The organism is Mesorhizobium sp. WSM4809 (genome assembly GCF_055811655.1).
The window spans coordinates 278,933-295,763 of the sequence record NZ_JBVVQW010000005.1; the positions used below are offsets into that span (position 1 = coordinate 278,933).

16 protein-coding genes are annotated in these 16,831 nt (G+C 63.5%); 4 read left to right on the plus strand and 12 right to left on the minus strand.

Annotated features, from left to right (window positions below; all coding sequences use genetic code 11):
- The first annotated feature begins 39 nt into the window (after positions 1-39).
- Together AC0L24_RS15305 and AC0L24_RS15310 are read left to right on the plus strand one after the other, a co-directional pair.
- Positions 40-1,296, plus strand: coding sequence for a cysteine desulfurase-like protein (locus AC0L24_RS15305; RefSeq protein WP_473563930.1), 1,257 nt, complete (start codon positions 40-42; stop codon positions 1,294-1,296).
- Between the two features lies 1 nt (position 1,297).
- Positions 1,298-1,879 (plus strand): cupin domain-containing protein, encoded by a 582-nt coding sequence (locus tag AC0L24_RS15310; RefSeq protein WP_027040059.1) that lies wholly within the window; start codon positions 1,298-1,300, stop codon positions 1,877-1,879.
- 99 nt (positions 1,880-1,978) lie between these two features.
- Here the strand turns inward: AC0L24_RS15310 and AC0L24_RS15315 are convergent, their stop codons facing one another.
- From AC0L24_RS15315 to gcvA, 10 genes are all read right to left on the minus strand, one after another.
- Positions 1,979-3,382, minus strand: coding sequence for an MATE family efflux transporter (locus tag AC0L24_RS15315; RefSeq protein WP_473563931.1), 1,404 nt, complete (start codon positions 3,380-3,382; stop codon positions 1,979-1,981).
- 167 nt (positions 3,383-3,549) lie between these two features.
- A complete protein-coding gene (locus tag AC0L24_RS15320) occupies positions 3,550-5,136 on the minus strand; it encodes an FGGY-family carbohydrate kinase (RefSeq protein ID WP_127808333.1) in 1,587 nt (528 codons plus the stop codon).
- On the minus strand, positions 5,133-5,816 hold the full coding sequence (locus tag AC0L24_RS15325; RefSeq protein WP_127396879.1) for an HAD family hydrolase: 684 nt from the start codon (positions 5,814-5,816) through the stop codon (positions 5,133-5,135). The genes AC0L24_RS15320 and AC0L24_RS15325 overlap by 4 nt, the downstream gene beginning before the upstream one ends.
- Before the next feature lie 15 nt (positions 5,817-5,831).
- Positions 5,832-7,310: a mannitol dehydrogenase family protein gene (locus tag AC0L24_RS15330; protein ID WP_127808332.1), complete on the minus strand. Its 1,479-nt coding sequence runs from the start codon at positions 7,308-7,310 to the stop codon at positions 5,832-5,834.
- A gap of 146 nt (positions 7,311-7,456) precedes the next feature.
- On the minus strand, positions 7,457-8,227 hold the full coding sequence (locus AC0L24_RS15335; RefSeq protein WP_127808331.1) for an L-iditol 2-dehydrogenase: 771 nt from the start codon (positions 8,225-8,227) through the stop codon (positions 7,457-7,459).
- 2 nt (positions 8,228-8,229) lie between these two features.
- The gene (locus tag AC0L24_RS15340; protein ID WP_473563932.1) at positions 8,230-9,228 is read right to left on the minus strand and encodes an ABC transporter ATP-binding protein; all 999 of its coding nucleotides are present in this window, start codon (positions 9,226-9,228) and stop codon (positions 8,230-8,232) included.
- Positions 9,229-9,297: 69 nt separating this feature from the next.
- Positions 9,298-10,122: a carbohydrate ABC transporter permease gene (locus AC0L24_RS15345; RefSeq protein WP_023810705.1), complete on the minus strand. Its 825-nt coding sequence runs from the start codon at positions 10,120-10,122 to the stop codon at positions 9,298-9,300.
- Between the two features lie 11 nt (positions 10,123-10,133).
- The gene (locus AC0L24_RS15350; RefSeq protein WP_013528414.1) at positions 10,134-11,006 is read right to left on the minus strand and encodes a carbohydrate ABC transporter permease; all 873 of its coding nucleotides are present in this window, start codon (positions 11,004-11,006) and stop codon (positions 10,134-10,136) included.
- A 123-nt stretch (positions 11,007-11,129) separates the two neighbouring features.
- Complete coding sequence (locus AC0L24_RS15355) at positions 11,130-12,440, minus strand: ABC transporter substrate-binding protein (protein WP_292682576.1); 1,311 nt, start codon at positions 12,438-12,440, stop codon at positions 11,130-11,132.
- Positions 12,441-12,665: 225 nt separating this feature from the next.
- A complete protein-coding gene (gcvA, locus tag AC0L24_RS15360; protein ID WP_127808328.1) occupies positions 12,666-13,571 on the minus strand; it encodes a transcriptional regulator GcvA in 906 nt (301 codons plus the stop codon).
- A 110-nt stretch (positions 13,572-13,681) separates the two neighbouring features.
- Between gcvA and AC0L24_RS15365 the strand changes: the two genes are divergently transcribed.
- On the plus strand, positions 13,682-13,867 hold the full coding sequence (locus AC0L24_RS15365; protein WP_127811284.1) for a hypothetical protein: 186 nt from the start codon (positions 13,682-13,684) through the stop codon (positions 13,865-13,867).
- Positions 13,868-13,904: 37 nt separating this feature from the next.
- Here AC0L24_RS15365 and AC0L24_RS15370 read toward each other — a convergent pair whose 3' ends face one another.
- A complete protein-coding gene (locus AC0L24_RS15370; RefSeq protein ID WP_127268413.1) occupies positions 13,905-14,864 on the minus strand; it encodes a sugar-binding transcriptional regulator in 960 nt (319 codons plus the stop codon).
- Positions 14,865-15,123: 259 nt separating this feature from the next.
- On the opposite strand from AC0L24_RS15370, the gene AC0L24_RS15375 reads away from it, so the two are divergent.
- Entirely contained in the window at positions 15,124-15,756 is a 633-nt protein-coding gene (locus tag AC0L24_RS15375) for an HAD family hydrolase (RefSeq protein ID WP_127808327.1), read from the plus strand.
- 269 nt (positions 15,757-16,025) lie between these two features.
- Here AC0L24_RS15375 and AC0L24_RS15380 read toward each other — a convergent pair whose 3' ends face one another.
- Positions 16,026-16,793 carry a class II aldolase and adducin N-terminal domain-containing protein gene (locus AC0L24_RS15380; protein ID WP_473563933.1) on the minus strand — a complete coding sequence of 256 codons (768 nt, stop codon included), beginning with the start codon at positions 16,791-16,793 and terminating at the stop codon, positions 16,026-16,028.
- Positions 16,794-16,831: the final 38 nt, after the last annotated feature.

Consider the following 16,831-nt stretch of genomic DNA (forward strand, 5'->3'; position numbering starts at 1 on the left):
GGACCGTCGCACAACGTTCATCAGACACGGAATTCAGACATGGATATAAACACAGTCCGCGATGCTTTTCCGGCGATGGCGAAAGATGCCGCGCCGACGAAGCGGATTTTCTTTGACAATCCCGCGGGAACCCAGATGGCGAGCCGATCGATCGAGCGTATGACGCGCGCCATGATCGAGACCAACGCCAATCTTGGTGGCTATTTCGAAACCTCACTCGCAGCCCAGGCGATGGTCGACGACGCGCATCAGGCGATGGCCGATTTCTTCAACGCCACGGATCGGCGTGAGGTGGTGTTCGGCCAGAACATGACGACTTTGACTTTCGCCGTCTCGCGCGCCATCGGCCGCGATCTGAACGCCGGCGACGCCATCGTGTTGACGCGCATGGATCATGACGCCAACGTCGCACCCTGGCTGATGCTGGCGGAGGATCGCGGGCTTGAGGTGCGCTGGATCGACCTTGATCCAAAAACGTTCGAACTCGACCTGTCGACGCTGGAGGCGACTATCGACGAGGACGTCAAGCTGGTCGCCGTCGGCTATGCCAGCAACGTTACCGGCACGATTAACGACGTGAAGCGGATCGCGCACTGCGCACGCGCGGTCGGGGCGCTGAGCTATATAGACGCCGTGCAGTTCGCGCCGCATGGGGTGATCGACGTCCAGGAGATTGGCTGTGATTTCCTGGTTTGCTCGGCGTACAAATTTTTCGGGCCGCATCACGGCGTGTTATGGGGCCGGTTCGATCTGCTGCAGGCGCTGACCGCCTATAAGGTGCGCGCGGCTTCGAACACGCCACCTGGAAAATTCGAGACGGGGACGACAAGCCGCGAGGCGCTTGCTGGGGTGCTTGGCGCCGTCGAGCACTATGCCTGGCTCGGACAGTCCTTCGGCAACGTTCACCCGCAGGCGACGCGGCGGGAGCGCATCGTCGCCGGCATTGAAGTCGCCGACCGTTATGAGCGTGTCCTGACAGCACGGTTGATTGCCGGATTGTCCAGAATTGATGGCGTCTTGATCCAGGGTATATCAGATGTGGCGGCGCTGGCGCGTCGGGTGCCGACCGTGTCGATCACTGTCGACGGGACCGATCCCGCCGACATCGCCAAGGCAATGGCAAAGGAAGGCATCTATCTCTGGCACGGCCACAATTACGGTTTGGAGCCAATTAAGCGGCTGGGGCTTGCGGACCGCAACGGCGTCGTCCGTATCGGGCTTGCCCATTATAACACCGAGGCGGAAGTCGATTTCCTGTTGGCGAAGCTGGCGGACTGGATGAAGACGCGAACCTGACATGCGCGACAAAAACGGAACCCCGAGGATCGGCGTCAAGCTGCGCCATGCCAGACAGGTGCTTGGCCTCAGCCTGGAAGAGCTCGGCGCTCGCATCGGGCTGACAGAGGGTTATCTCTCGAAGATCGAAAACGACCGCGCGACGCCGTCGATGGCGGCTCTGCACCGGCTGGTGCAGGCGCTGGGCATCAACATGAACGCAATGTTCGGCACGCTGCAGCACAATGCCTCGGAAGTGTTCGTTTTGCGGCACAACGAGCGTCCGCACATGGAGACGGGACATCGGCGTTCGGGCAACCATGTCGTGCTCGAGCAATTGGTCCCATCCGGTCCGGAATATCTGCTGCAGATCAATGTCCACGTGATCGAGGCCGGCGGCGGCAGCCCCGAATTGATCAGCCATAAGGGACAGGAATTCGGCTACGTGCTCGAAGGTTCGGTCGAGTTGCTGGTCGAGGCGAACGTGGTGGCGCTAGAGGCAGGCGACGCGTTCTATTTCAACTCCGAACTCGGCCACGGCTACCGCAATATTGGTTCGACCACGGTCCGTATCCTCTGGGTCAACACGCCGCCGACATTCTGACCGCCTCCATCGCGGTGCCGGATTTCGAGGCAGCTCCGAAGGCGTTGTTCAATGAGCCAACGCCCACAGGACACAGCCGCCGGGTCCAATCGTCCTGTTTCAATGCCCAAACGCAAAAGTCGGCGCGATCCGATCCCGCCGCAGCCAGCGCGCCAGAAGCAGCGCGGCCACCACGGCCAGCCCCGTCGACAGGCCGATCCAGATGCCGACGCCATGCAGGCCGAAATGGAAGGCGAGCAGCACGCCGAGCGGCAGGCCGACGCCCCAATAGCCGATCGCGGCATAGATCATTGGCACCTTGGTGTCGTGCAGGCCGCGCAGCATGCCGGCGGCCACCGCCTGGGCGCCGTCGAAGACCTGGAACAGCGCCGCGAAGACGAGGAACGACACGGCAAGTTCGATCACCCTGGCATTGGCCGGATTGCCCAGATCGATGAAGGCGCTGATCAGCGGATGCGGCCACAGGATCATCACCAGCCCCATCAGCGCCATGAACGAGACACCGATGACGAAAGCGGTCCAGCCGGCGCGCGAAACGCCTTCCGGATTACCGGCGCCATGCGCAAGCCCGACGCGCACCGTCACCGCCTGGTTGAGGCCAAGCGGCACCATGAAGGAGATCGAGGCGATCTGGATGGCGATTGCGTGCGCGGCCAGCGAATCCGCGTCGATCAGGCCCATCAGCAGGGCCGCCGCATTGAAGATCGTCACCTCGAAGGCGAGAATGCCGGCAATCGGCAGGCCGAGCCGCAACAGGCCCTTGAAGCGCGGCCAGTCGGACCGCCAGAAGCGGCCGAACAGACGGTAGCGGCGGAACTTCTTCTCCAGCATCACCACGGCAGCCATGCCGATGAACATCAGCGCTGAGGACAACGAGGTGGCAAGGCCCGACCCGGCAATGCCCATTGCCGGCACGCCGAGATTGCCGAACATGAACACCCAGTTGAAGAAGACGTTGCAGGCGACGGCGACGAAGACGATGACCAGCGCCCAGCCCGGCCGTTCCAGCGCCGAGATGAACGAGCGCAGCACGATATAGAAGTAGAACGGCAGCACCGCCCATTCGAGCCAGCGCAGATAGATGCCGGCCTGACGGGCGAGCGCCGGGTCCTGGCCCATGGCCAATAGAATGCCCTCGCCGTGCCAAAGCACGAGCCAGATCGGGATCGAGATCAGGATCGCCAGCCACAGGCCCTGGCGCACGGTGCGGCGCAGGTCGCGCACCGAATAGCGGCGGCGGCCGAGCTCGGTAGCGATCATCGGCGAGGTCGCCAGCATCAGGCCGAGGCCGAAGATCAGCGGCATGAAATAAAGGTTGGCGCCAAGCGCGCCGCTGGCCAGCGTGTCCGGCCCCAGACGACCCATCATCATGACGTCGGTGGCAGTCATCGCGGTCTGGCCGAGATTGGTCAGCACCATCGGCCAGGCAAGCGCCAGCGTCGCCCTGATTTCCTGACGCCAAAGATTTTCCGGCGCGCGAGCGCCGGCTTCGATCGCAGACATTGTTCCGCTCTTTCCAGCTACGGCACGTCGGCCAGAGCCGGAAGCCGCATGTCAAACGGCAAAACCTTCGGTTTCGCGGCGTTTGCGTCAGCTTCTGGACGAAACGCGACATGAAGGCAAGAGAGGAGGGACGGGAACGGATTGAGCCAGCGACCGGCCCCGATGCTCTAGCGGATCGCGTCCAGCATCCGCCGCTGGCGGTGCATCTCGAGGAAAACCTTGTAGTCGCGCTCGAAACGCCCTGATGATTTCGGGTTCGACGGGCGCGTCCGGCCGCCTTGCTGCATGGCAAGACAGGCCGCGTTGAGGTCGGGAAACAGCCCGGCCGCGGTGGCTGCGATCATGCCGGTGCCGAGCAGCACCGCCTCGTCGGCCAGCGGCTCGATCACCGTGCAGCCGGTGGCGTCGGCATAGAGCTCCATCAGCAGCGGGTTCTTGGTATGGCCGCCGGTGACGTGCAGCGTGTCGATCAGATAACCGTTCTCGTTCAGCGCCTCCAGCACGTGGCGCACGCCGAGCGCGATGCCGACGGCGGTGCGCCAGTAGAGCTTGCACAGGCTGTCGAAGGAGGAGTCCAGCGTCAGCCCGCTGACGACGCCGACGGCATGCGGATCGGCGAGCGGTGAGCGGTTGCCGTGAAAGTCGGGCAGCACATGCAGCCTTGCGGCGAGGTTGTCGCCCTCGGTGGCGCGCAGCTCGGCGACACGCCTGGCGATCTTCGCATGCATGGCGGCATCCGGCTCGCCGCCGGCGCCGTGCCAGCGGATGATGTGGTCGAGCAGGGCGCCGGTCGCCGACTGGCCGCCTTCCGACAGCCACAGCCTGGGCAGCGCCGCGCCGTAATACGGCCCCCAGACGCCGGCGAAAGGCTGCGGATCGGGCGACATCGCCATCACGCAGCTCGATGTGCCGGCGATCAGCGCCAAATGCCGGCCGATGTCCTGTTCGTCGCCGGCAAAGCCGCCGAGCACGCCAAGCGCGCCGGCATAGGCATCGATGACCCCGGCGCCGACCCGGCATTTCTCGCTCAGCCCAAGTTCGGCCGCCGCTTGCGCCGTCAATCGACCGATATCGGCGCCCACCGGGCTGGCTTTTCCCGGCAGGCTGCCGTGCTCGAAAAGATCGTCGAGGCCGACGAGTTCGAAGAAATCGCGCCGCCAGCCTGTCTCCTCATGCGCCAGATAGGTCCATTTGGCGGTCAGCGTGCATTGTGAGCGGGCCAGCGAGTCCGTCGCTTGCCAGGTCAGGAAATCGGTTAGGTCGAATAGATAGCCGGCTTCATTCCACGTCCGCGGCAAATTGCGCTTCAGCCACATCAGCTTCGGCGTCGCCATTTCCGGCGACATGACGCCGCCGATGTAATTCAGCACGGCGTGGCCGCTTGCCGTGCATTCGTCGGCCTCGGCGATGGCGCGGTGGTCGAGCCAGACGATGGTGTCCCAGCGCTTGTCGCCGGTGACCGAGACGCTGAGCTGGCCGCCTTGCCGGTCGCGCACCACCAGCGAACAGGTGGCATCGAAGGAGATGCCGACAATGTCCTCAGGCTCGACACCGGCTTTTTCGCGGGCAGCGCGCACGGCGGTGCAGACGGCCGACCAGATATCGCGCGAATCATGCTCGGCGTGATCGGGCTTCGGCTGGTTCATGGCGATCGGCCGCTCGGCGCGGCCGAGCAAGGTGCCTGTGGTGTCGAGAATGCCCGCGCGAGCGCTCCCGGTGCCGACATCGACCGCGCAAACGAACTGTTTCGTCAAGATGCTCTGTCTCTCGCTCCCAGGCCTGCAATCAGATCGGGCAATTGCAGCATGTCAGCGAATATAAAGTCCGGCTCACTCGACGCAAGCCGCGCTTTCAAGGTCGGGTTGCCGGCATGCGAGCCGCCGGTGAAGGCAAACACGCGCATCCCCGCCGCCCGCGCAGCAATGATGCCGGCCGGGCTGTCCTCGACGACGAGGCATTTGCGCGGATGGGCCCGCATGCTGGCGGCGGCATGCAGGAACAGATCCGGCGCCGGCTTTCCCTTGGCCACCATGGTGGCACTGAACAGATGCGGTTCCATCAGCCCAAGCAATCCGGTGACGTCGAGCGCGTAGCGGATGCGGTCGAGCGTGCCTGAGGACGCGACACAGAACGGCAGCCCAAGCTTCGGCAGCATCTTCTTGACGCCGGCGATCGGCTTCAGCTCCTCGCGGAATTTGCGCATCAGTTCGACGCGCATCTCGGTCAGGTGCAGGTCTGTGATATCGAGCCCGAAGTCGCGGCCGAGGATCTCGCGCACGCTTTTCATGCTCCTGCCGAGGAAATGCTCGTAGGCGGCATCCTCACTGACGCTGCCGCCGGCGACTTTGACCATGCCGAGCAGCGCCGAGACGGAGAGCGCCTCGCTGTCGACCAGCACGCCATCACAGTCGAAGATGACCAGTTCAGGCGTCATGGCCGAGAATGGCTCTCAGAGCTTGCCGGCGAGGTAGCGCGTCAGCGTCGCGCGCGCGCCATTCGCCCACAGCACGTTGAGCGCATGTGCAAAGGCCTCGACAAACGCGGTTGCGCGGCCGACATCGCCATAGATGTCCTCCATGGCAAGCCAGGCGGCGGGAGCATCCTTTGCCGCTTTTGCCGTTGCCTGCAGCCGGTCCCAGCTCGGATCGTTGGGCTCGATGACGGCGCCGCTATCCGTCGTGCCGAAGCAGTAGCGGCACCATAACGCCGATTCCAGTGCCAGGCCCGCGACGCTCTTTCCGGCCTTCAGCCGGTCGGCGATGGTCGGGATGATGAACTTCGGCTGGCGGTTGGAGCCGTCGAGGCAGAGCCGGCGCACCGTGTCGCCGATCTTGGGATTGGAAAAGCGGCTCTCGATGAGCTGGTAATAGTCTTCCAGGACCGTGTCCGGCACCGGCGGCACGGTCGGGATGATTTCCTCCCGTTCGAGCTTGGCCAGAAACCCGCTCACCAGCGGCTCCTGCATCGCCTCATGGACGAAATGGATGTCCATCAGCCCGGCCGGATAAGCGATGGTGGCGTGGCCGCCATTGAGGATGCGGATCTTCATCAATTCGTAGGGCGCAACGTCTTTGACGAACTGCACGCCGACCTTTTCCAGCGGCGGCCGGCCGCCGGTGAAATGGTCCTCCAGCACCCACTGCCGGAACGGCTCGCAGAACACCGGCCAGTTGTCCTCAAGGCCAAAATCCTTGGCCAGGATGCCGCGTTCGCGGTCGGTGGTCGCCGGCGTGATGCGATCGACCATGCCGTTCGGGAAGGCGACATGCTCGCTGACCCAGTTCGCCAGATCCTCGTCGATCAAACGGGCCAGGCCGATGACGCCGTCCGAGGTGACATGGCCGTTGTGGGGAATGTTGTCGCACGACATGACCGTGAACGGCACGGTGCCCTCGTCGCGCCGCCGCACCAGCCCGGCAAGGATGATGCCGAACACCGTCTTCGGTGTCGCGCCGGGCTGCGCATCGGCGACGATGTCGGGGTGGGTCGGGTTGAACACGCCGGATGCCGGATCGATGAAATAACCGCCCTCGGTGATGGTCAGCGAAACGATCTTGATCGCCGGGTCGGCCAGCCGTTCGATGATGCCGGCCGCATCGCCGGGCATCAGGAAGTCGATCATGGCGCCGGTGACGCGGGCGCTCATATGGCCGCTGTCCTGCTCGACCACCGTGGTCAGCCAGTCCTGCTCTTCCAGCTTGCCGCGGCCTATCTTTTCACCGTCGAACACGCCGGCGCCGATCAGTGCCCAGTCATGGCCGACGCCCGAATTGAACAGATCGTCGAGATAGACGGCCTGATGCGAGCGATGGAAATTGCCGACGCCGAAATGCACGATGCCGGCCTTCAATGTCGCGCGGTCATACTTCGGCCCGGCGACCTCAGCGGGCAGTTTGGAGAGGTTTGAGGACGAGAGTTTCACGGTCATCTGTTTTACCCTTTGGCCGGATCTAGGCCTTCGTTACGCTCCTCTCCCGGTTGGGGAGAGGATAAGGGGTGGCACTGGCTACGCGCCCGCTGATGTCGGCCTCTGCTCCCCGCGGAGGGACGAGGAGCAGAGGCCGTCCCCCGCCCTCAACTCATCCACTGGCCGCCATCGACATTGTAGGTCTGGGCGACGATGTATTCGGCGTCGCTGCTGGCGAGAAAAACCGCCATGCCGGTGAGGTCCTGCGCCGTGCCCATGCGGCCATACGGCACTGCCTCGCCGACCAGCTTCTTCTTCTCGCCCTTCGGCCGGTTCTCATATTTGGCGAACAGCGAATCGACGTGATCCCAGTGCTCGCCGTCGACGACGCCAGGGGCAATCGCGTTGACGTTGATGCGGTGCTTGATCAGGTCGAGCCCCGCTGACTGTGTCAGCGAAATGACGGCGGCTTTGGTGGCGCAATAGACGCCGACCAGCGCCTCGCCGCGTCGTCCGGCCTGGCTCGCCATATTGATGATCCTGCCGCCCCGGCCAGCGGCGATCATCGAGCGGGCGGCTGCCTGCAGCATGAACAGCGTGCCGGCGACATTGACGGAAAACAATTTATCGTAGCTTGCCTTGGTGATCTCGACGATCGGTGCCAGATCGAAAAGAGCGGCGTTGTTGATCAGGATATCGAGGCCGCCGGTCTTCGTCTCGACGGCTTTCACCGCCGCCTCGATGGAGGCGAGGTCGGTGACGTCGAGCTTGACCGCATAGGCCCTGCCGCCGATCTCGGCGGCCGTCTTCTCCGCCGCATCCAGATTGATGTCGGCTATGGCGACGGTGGCGCCTTCGCCGGCATAGGCTTCGGCGAAGGCTCTGCCGATGCCGCGGGCCGAACCTGTGATCAGCGCGGATTTGCCGGCCAGCCGCATGTTCAGATTGCCTTCCCGTCGGCGCCGAAGCGATGCAGCTTGGCCTTGTCGGGCGTTAGATAGATGGTGTCGCCATGATGGACGCCGAGTTCGCCGTCGGCGCGCACCGTCAGCGGGCCGACGCCATCGGCCTGGACATGCAGGAAGGTGTCGGAGCCGAGATGCTCGGCGACGCCGACGACCGCCTTCCATTCGCCCGCCGTGGTCGAGATCTCCAGGTGTTCGGGGCGGATGCCGATGGTCCTGGCGCCGTTTTTGACAGCCGGCGCGCCTTCGATCAGGTTCATCTTCGGCGAGCCGATGAAGCCGGCGACGAACAGGTTCTTCGGCGTCTTGTAGAGCTCCATCGGCGAGCCGACCTGCTCGATGTTGCCGGCGTTCAGCACGACGATCTTGTCGGCCATGGTCATGGCTTCGACCTGGTCATGGGTAACGTAGATCATGGTCGTCTTGAGCTGATGGTGCAGCTCGCTGATCTCCAGCCGCATGGTGCCGCGCAGTGCCGCATCGAGATTGGACAGCGGTTCGTCGAACAGGAAGGCGGTCGGCTGACGCACGATGGCGCGGCCGATGGCGACGCGCTGGCGCTGGCCGCCGGAAAGCTGGCCGGGCCGGCGTTCGAGATAGTTGGTCAGGTTGAGCACGCGCGCCGCGTCTCCCACCTTCTTGTCGATCGTCGCCTTGTCCTCGCCGGCCATCTTCAGCGGGAAGCCGATGTTCTTGGCCACCGTCATGTGCGGATAGAGCGCGTAGGACTGGAACACCATGGCGAGCTTGCGCTTGGCCGGTGCCTCGCCGGTGACGTCGCGGCCGTCGATGTTGATGGAGCCGCCGCTGGTGTCCTCGAGCCCGGCGATCAGCCGCAGCAGCGTTGACTTGCCGCAACCCGACGGGCCGACGAAGACGACGAACTCGCCATTCTCGATCACCAGGTCGAGACCGGGGATGATGGACGTCGCTCCGAAGGATTTGGAGACGTTCTTGAGCGTGATGTTTCCCATGATTTCCTCCCCGAGGGGTTATTTCTGCCGATTGCTTCGGGCAATTCCGTTACTTCACCGCACCATCAATTATTTGACCGCACCAAATGTCAGGCCGCGCACCAGCTGCTTCTGGCTGAACCAGCCCATGATCAGGATCGGCGCGATGGCCAGTGTCGAGGCGGCCGAAAGCTTGGCCCAGAACAGGCCTTGCGGGCTGGAGAACGAGCTGATGAAGGCGGTCAGCGGTGCTGCTTCCGTCGTCGTCAGCCGGATCGTCCAGAATGCCTCGTTCCAGGCCAGGATGATGTTGAGCAGCATCGTCGAGGCGATGCCCGGCACCGCCATCGGCGTCAGCACATAGACGATCTCGTTCCACAGCGACGCGCCGTCCATGCGCGCCGCTTCCAGGATCTCGCCCGGGATTTCGCGGAAATAGGTGTAGAGCATCCACACCACGATCGGCAGGTTGATCAGCATCAGCATGATCATCAGGCCGATCCGGCTGTCGAGCAGTCCTGTGTCGCGGAAGATCAGGTAGATCGGGAACAGCACCGCGACCGCGGGCATCATCTTGGTGGACAACATCCACATCAAGATGTCCTTGGTCCGCTTGGTCGGCGAGAAGGCCATCGACCATGCCGCCGGTATGGCGACGAGCAGGGCCAGGATGGTCGAGCCGACCGAGAGCAGCACCGAGTTGAAGAAGAATTTGAAGTAGCCGCTCTGCGCCTGAACCTCGGCATAGCTCTCGAACGTTCCCGACGGGATGATGCTGAAGCCCTGGATGGCTTCCTGCTCCGACTTGAACGAGGTGATGATCGTGTAGAGGATCGGGAAGAAGATCAGCAGGGCGACGATCCAGGCGGCAACTGTCGCAATCGTCTTGTGCTGGGTGGTGACTGAGCGTGCCATCGTAGCCTCCCTTACTTGTCCAGGTTCTTGCCGACGGCGCGCATGGCGAAGAAGGCAACGATGTTGGCGAGAATGACGGCGATCACACCGCCGGCGGATGCCTGGCCGATTTTGAACTCCAGCAACGCCTTCTGGTAGACGAGGAAGGGCAGGTTGGTGGAGGCGTATCCCGGGCCGCCATTGGTGGTGACGAGGATCTCGGCATAGACGGAGAGAAGGAAGATCGTCTGGATCAGGATGACGACCGTGATGGCGCGCGACATGTGCGGCAGCGTCAGATAGATGAAGCGGCTGATGAAGCCGGCGCCGTCCATCTCGGCGGCTTCCTTCTGCTCGCCGTCGAGCGACTGCAGCGCGGTCAAGAGAATGAGCGTGGCGAAAGGCAGCCATTGCCAGGCGACGATGATGATGATCGCCAGCATCGGATGCTGCCCGAACCAGTCGATCGGCTGGGCCCCGAAGAAGCGCGCTATGTCGGCGAACACCCCATATTGCGGGTGCATGATCATGTTCTTCCACACCAATGCGGCCACCGGCGGCATGACGAAGAACGGCGAAATGACCAGAATGCGCACGATGCCCTGGCCCCACATCGGCTGGTCGATCAGCAGTGCCAGAAGGATGCCGCCGATCACCGTGATCAGGAGCACGCTGACCACCAGGGTGAGCGTGTTGAGGATCGACTGCAGGAAGGCCGGGTTGGAATAGAACAACGCGTAATTCGAGAAGCCGACAAAGCCGTCGCGGATCGGATTGAGCGGATTGTATTGCTGGAAAGAGAACCAGATGGTGATGACCAGCGGCACAATCATCCAGACGAACAGCAGCACCACGGATGGCGCCATCATGAAACGGGCAAGCGAACGGGTCTGCTGAGTAGCCATGACGGTCACCCTTCACTGGTCAGACGGAATTTTCAAAAGGCGTTAAAGGCGGCCGCCCGAACTGGGAACTCGGGCGGCCGTTGCCGGTCAGGAGGCGACCGGCAGTCGGCACCGGGAGGAGCCTTACTTGATGTATCCGCCTTCGGTCATTGCCGCGGTGGCAGCGTCCTGGGCCTGCTTCAGCGCGTCGTCGACGCTCGACTGGCCGGCAAGAGCCGCCGAGAAGAGCTGGCCGACCGTGGTGCCAAGACCCTGGAACTCAGGGATGGCGACGAACTGTACGCCGACATAGGGCACCGGCTTGACGGTCGGATGCGTCGGGTCGGCGGCGTTGATGGAGTCCAGCGTCATCTTGGCGAACGGAGCCGCCTTCTGGTACTCGGCGTTGGCATAGAGCGAGGAGCGCGTGCCCGGAGGAACGTTGGCCCAGCCTTCCTTCGAAGCGACCAGTTCGGCGTAGTGCTTGCTGGTCGCCCAGGAGACGAACTTCTGGGCGGCATCGGCCTTCTGCGTGCCGGCGGGGATCGCCAGCGACCATGCCCACAGCCAATTGCCGCGCTTGCCCAGGCCATTGTCGGGTGCCAGCGCATATCCAACCTTGTCGGCGACCTGCGATGCCTTGGGATCGGATACGAAGGACGCAGCGACGGTGGCGTCGATCCACATGCCGCACTTGCCCTGCTGGAACAGCGCCAGGTTTTCGTTGAAGCCGTTGGAGGACGCACCCTCGGGGCCGTCGGCCTTCATCAGGTCGACATAGAACTGCAGCGTGTTCTTCCATTCCGGCTGATCGAACTGCGGCTTCCAGTTCTCGTCGAACCAGCGGGCGCCGAAGGAGTTCGACATGGCGGTCAGGAAGGCCATGTTCTCGCCCCAGCCGGCCTTGCCGCGCAGGCAGACACCGTTCACGCCATTCGCGCGGTCGGTCATCTTGTCGGCGGCCTGCCTGATGAAGTCCCAGGTCGGCGCGTCGGGCATCTTCAGTCCGGCCTTCTCCATCAGGTCCTTGCGGTACATGACGAAGGAGCTTTCGCCGTAGAAGGGCGCGGCATAGAGCTTGCCGTCGACCGAAAGGCCGCCGGCGATGGCGGGGATGATGTCCTTGGCGTCATAGTCGTCGCCGAGCTTGTCGAGCGGCAGCAGCCAGCTCTGCTTGGCCCAGATCGGAACCTCGTAGGTACCGATGGTCATCACGTCGTACTGGCCGCCCTTGGTGGCGATGTCGGTGGTGACGCGCTCGCGCAGCACGTTTTCTTCGAGCGTGACCCAGTTGAGCTGGATGTCCGGGTTCGCCTTGGTGAAGTCGTCGGTCAGCTTTTGCATGCGGACCATATCGCCATTGTTGACGGTGGCGATGGTGATGGATTCGGCGTGTGCGGCGAACGCAAGCGTGCTGGCCGACAACAAGCCCAGGGTGAGCGTGCGAAGTTTCATCAAATTCCTCCCTTGAACCAAGATGAGCATTTGCCTTGGCTTTGGGCAATTACTCACTTGGCGTGAATTATGTCAAGTCGGATTCGATGCTGCAGCGCAGCACCCGGGCGACACCGCAGGCCGGGACGAGCGGAAATTGCCAGGGCGAGAATCATCCCGGCCGGATACAGTGAGGCAGCAGCGGATAGATCTGCGAAAACCAGGTGCAGCCCGAAAGCTTGCCGGTCAGCCGGCGATCTCGGCCAGCAGCCAGTCGCGGAAGGCACGGATCTTCGGCACGTTGCGGCGCGCTTCGGGGTAGACCAGCCAATAGGCATGGCCGTCGTCGCCAACAAGATCGAAAGGCTGGATCAGGCGCCCGTCGGCAAGTTCCGCCTTGAACAGCGCCCTGGTCAGGACCGCGACGCCATGACCGGCGATCGCCGCATTGGCCTCATAGGCCTGCGCGCCCATGCTGCTGCCGGGCCGCTTGGCAAGATCGTGCGAATGCACGCCGGCAGCCTCGAACCATTGCGTCCACCAGATGTCGCCGGGATCGAGGATCGGCAGCCGCAACAGGTCCGCCGGTTCCCTGACGCCGCCGATGCTTGCCGCGAGCTTCGGGCTCAGCATCGGGGTGAAGTCGGCATCGAGCAGCTTGTAGGCTTCCAGCCCCGGCCATTTGCCGCCGCCCGACCGGATGGCGAGGTCGACATCCTCGCGGGCGAAATCCGTCAGCCGGCTCGACGTTTCGAGCCGCACGGCAAGGGAGGGATGAGCGATCTGGAAAGAGCCCAGATGGTGCGCCAGCCAGTTCGAGGCAAAGGTCAGCACCGTCGTGACGCACAGCAATCCATCGGCGCCGCCACGCGCCGCCGCATAGGCCTGGCCGAGAATGGCAAAGGCCTCGCTGACCGCCGGCGCGAGGCGCTGTCCGGCCTCGGTGAGTGCGATCTGGCGCGGCCGGCGCAGGAACAGCGGTGCGCCGACCCGTTCCTCCAGCACCTTGATCTGATAGCTGACCGCTGCCTGCGTCATGGCGAGTTCGCCGGCGGCCTTGGTGAAGGAAAGATGCCGCGCCACCGCTTCGAACACCCGGATCGCCTGCAGCGGCGGAAGCTGTGAAACCTGCCGAGAGCTCAGGTCCGGCATAAAGCCTCCTTATGGGTCCTTATCGACGTTCGATTGGCAAAGACTGCCGTCAAGACCGACATTCCCAGTCAACCCGTCATTCGGGTTCAGGATAGCGAAGGTTGACGATCATGACTATGGCGCAGCAAAAATGCAGTCCCGCTCCGGATCACCGCTGGATTTCGTGGCTGACAGACGGATTCGGCTGGTTCGCGGGCAAGAAACGGGCACATCTCGACATCAGGGACCTGTCGCCGCATCTGCAGCGCGATCTCGGTTTTCTCGATGGCAACGACCCTTTCGGGCGGCACAGCTAGCGCGGTTGGTTTTATCGCAAATCAGGTGTGGTTCCGGTCAGATGTTGGCCAGCAGGGCGGCGGCGGTCCGTTCATCGGTGATGAGGCCGTTGATCAACCGCCGGTTCGCGGCCGCCAGAATGCCTGGCAGCTTTCGTTCGCCCATGGCCAGTGCGATGACCAGCGATTTCTCGCGTGACGGAAGCGACGCCGACGACACCCGGTCGTTGGTGATGCCCTCGATCATGCGGCCCTCCCTGTCGAACACCCAGCCGACGATCTCGGCGATGCCGCCGGCCTTCTGCAGCGCCTTCAATTCGCTCTCCGAAATGAAGCCGTCTTCGTAGAGCGGCGCCTTGGGGCCGAGGTCGCCGATGCCGATGAAGGTGACGTCGGCCTCGGCGGCAAGCGCAAGCGTCGGCTGGATCATCGGCTGGTTGAGCAGCATCTCGCGCTCCTCCGGCGACGAGGCGATGACCGGCAGCGGCATCGGGAAGGAGCGCGCCTTGACCCTGTCGGCCATGGTGAAGATGACGTTGTAGAAGGCGGCCGAGCCGTCCGGCGAGATGTTGCCGGTCAACGACACCACCTTGTGCTGCGGGCATTCCATTGGCGGCAGCTGCTCGATCGCCGCCTTCAGCGTGCGCCCGGTGCCGATCGCCATGACGATCGGGGTCGGTGACCGCAGCCGCCGCTCGATCTCGGCGGCAGCCGCCTCGGCGATGCCGATCGTGGTCGAGGACGAATTGGGGTCGCTCGGCACCACCTCGACCAGATCGAGCGCAAAGCGCGATCTCAGCCGTGCCGCCAGATCGAGGCAGTTGGCGATCGGATGGTCGACGCGAACCTTGATCAAGCCCTCCGACACCGCCAGCGATACCAGCCGCTGCGCCGTTTGCCGCGAAATGCCGAGCGTCGAAGCGATCTGGTCCTGTGTGTTGCCGGCAACATAATAAAGCCAGCCGGCGCGCGCCGCATCGTCCAGCCTGTTGCTGCCACCATCCTGCCGGCTATTCAAGGTCCTGCCTCCCGAGACCGCCGGTCATGAGAGCGGCCCATGCCCACTTTCGCAGGGAACGGCTTGCTGCGCAATTGTCAATCTCGGGAGCAATTGCTTGCTGTTTCCCGGCGTAGGCACGGCCCGGATTTTTTTCTCCCACGATGCCCTGCGTCGCCAAAGAGACTTGGCGGCGGTCCCGACAGACGGCAGGTTCTTGCGCTCCGAAGGTTTATCTCCCAGCCCAAACCCTTTAAGGGATGGCAAAAAGGAGCCTCGCATGACGCCGAAAGCGGTTTTCTGGGACATGGACGGCACGCTGGTCGACAGTGAGCCGCTGCACGAAGCAGCCCTGGTGGCGGCGATGCGCAATGTCGGCCTTGTCCCGCCGGACGATCTGCATGAGCGCGTGCTCGGCGTCGCCGCCTGGCCGGTCTACGAGATGATGCGCGACGAGTTCGGCCTGGACCTGCCTTTCGACGACTGGATCGTGCGCAAATACGAGCATTATCTGCCGCTGGTGGAGAGCTTGAAGCCGCGCCCCGGCGCGATCGAGATCTTCAACGAGCTGCGTGCAAGAGGCATCCAGCAGGCCGTGGTCTCGAATTCGGACCGGATGATCGTCGACGCCAATCTGAGCATGGTCGGCCTGATCTACCCCGGCATGAAGACGATCAGCCGCAACGATGTGCGCGAAGGCAAGCCGCATGCCGAGCCGTTCCTGCGCGCCGCCTATCTGGCCGATGTCGACCCTGCGCACGCCGTGGCGATCGACGACAGCTGGCCGGGCGCCATGGCGGGACTGGCGGCGGGCATGAAAACGATCTTCTGGCCGGAAAAGCCGATGGAAGGCCCGCCCGGCGCCGTCGTCATCAACAGCGCCGAGGAATTGCGGACTGAACTGGGGCTTTAAGCTTGGGGAAAGTGGGTGGCTCTTCCTGCGACGTCGATGATTGGCGAAACCGGCGAATAAGAGCGTCCTTCTCCCCGTCACTATACGGGGAGAAGTGCCCGGCAGGGCGATGAGGGGCGGCGCCGCGATTGACAATGAAGGCGCTTTCCATGGCGTATTGAGATCACGGTCAGGCCGAGTTTTGGTTCGTCCCACACTTTCGGGGCTTGCGCCGCCCCTCATCCGCCTGCCGGCACCTTCTCCCCGTATAGTGACGGGGAGAAGGGTCCTCAATTCCGGTAGGCCGGTTCCTGCTCGTCGAGGATCGCCTTCAACTCGCTGAGATGGCGTTCGGCCTGGTCGGGATAGTCGTCCATCTCGCTCGCGGCCTTTTCTGCGATCGCGTCGGAAAGCGTGCGCAGCGGGCGGCCGGTCCACAGCGCCTTGATGTAGGTCTCGGCGGCGCGTTCGAAATAGAACATGCGGTTGAAGGCATCGGCGACCGTGTCGCCGATGACCAGCACGCCGTGATTGCCCATCACCATCACCTTGACCTTGGGATCGACGAGAAGCTGCGAGCAGCGCTCGCCCTCCTCCTCGAAGGCCAGCCCGCCATAGTGCGCGTCCACGACATGGCGATTGAAGAACATCGCCGAATTCTGGTCGATCGGCGGCAATGTCGAGTCAGCGAGCGATGCCAGCACCGTGGCGTGGATCGAGTGCACATGCATGACGCAGCGCGCGTGGCGCACATTGCGATGGATGGCACCATGCAGTCCCCACGCCGTCGGGTCGGGCGCATTGGGGCCGGAGAGCGTTTCTGGATCGTTGGCATCGATCATCAGAAGGTCGCTCGCCTTGATGCGCGAGAAATGCACCTGGTTGGGGTTCATCAGGAACTGTGTGCCGTCGTCATTGACGGCCAGCGAGAAATGATTGGCGACCGCCTCGTGCATATTGAGCCGTGCCGTCCAGCGGAAGGCGCAGGCGAGATCGACGCGCTCCTCATAGAAGGGCAGGTTGGTCAGCGTTTCCTTTTGCAGGCGGGCGATGCTCATCCTAAAATCCTCCGGTTTCGGCAAGAATGCCGTGGCCA

Bases quoted from the DNA above. Each gene is read 5' to 3' on its own strand.
- AC0L24_RS15330 (WP_127808332.1), bottom strand. From the start codon at position 7,310: ATGACCGTGAAACTCTCGTCCTCAAACCTCTCCAAACTGCCCGCTGAG.
- AC0L24_RS15375 (WP_127808327.1), top strand. From the start codon at position 15,124: ATGACGCCGAAAGCGGTTTTCTGGGACATGGACGGCACGCTGGTCGAC.
- AC0L24_RS15340 (WP_473563932.1), bottom strand. From the start codon at position 9,228: ATGGGAAACATCACGCTCAAGAACGTCTCCAAATCCTTCGGAGCGACG.
- AC0L24_RS15325 (WP_127396879.1), bottom strand. From the start codon at position 5,816: ATGACGCCTGAACTGGTCATCTTCGACTGTGATGGCGTGCTGGTCGAC.
- AC0L24_RS15380 (WP_473563933.1), bottom strand. From the start codon at position 16,793: ATGAGCATCGCCCGCCTGCAAAAGGAAACGCTGACCAACCTGCCCTTC.
- gcvA (WP_127808328.1), bottom strand. From the start codon at position 13,571: ATGCCGGACCTGAGCTCTCGGCAGGTTTCACAGCTTCCGCCGCTGCAG.
- AC0L24_RS15355 (WP_292682576.1), bottom strand. From the start codon at position 12,440: ATGAAACTTCGCACGCTCACCCTGGGCTTGTTGTCGGCCAGCACGCTT.
- AC0L24_RS15305 (WP_473563930.1), top strand. From the start codon at position 40: ATGGATATAAACACAGTCCGCGATGCTTTTCCGGCGATGGCGAAAGAT.
- AC0L24_RS15335 (WP_127808331.1), bottom strand. From the start codon at position 8,227: ATGCGGCTGGCCGGCAAATCCGCGCTGATCACAGGTTCGGCCCGCGGC.
- AC0L24_RS15315 (WP_473563931.1), bottom strand. From the start codon at position 3,382: ATGTCTGCGATCGAAGCCGGCGCTCGCGCGCCGGAAAATCTTTGGCGT.
- AC0L24_RS15310 (WP_027040059.1), top strand. From the start codon at position 1,298: ATGCGCGACAAAAACGGAACCCCGAGGATCGGCGTCAAGCTGCGCCAT.
- AC0L24_RS15365 (WP_127811284.1), top strand. From the start codon at position 13,682: ATGACTATGGCGCAGCAAAAATGCAGTCCCGCTCCGGATCACCGCTGG.
- AC0L24_RS15345 (WP_023810705.1), bottom strand. From the start codon at position 10,122: ATGGCACGCTCAGTCACCACCCAGCACAAGACGATTGCGACAGTTGCC.
- AC0L24_RS15350 (WP_013528414.1), bottom strand. From the start codon at position 11,006: ATGGCTACTCAGCAGACCCGTTCGCTTGCCCGTTTCATGATGGCGCCA.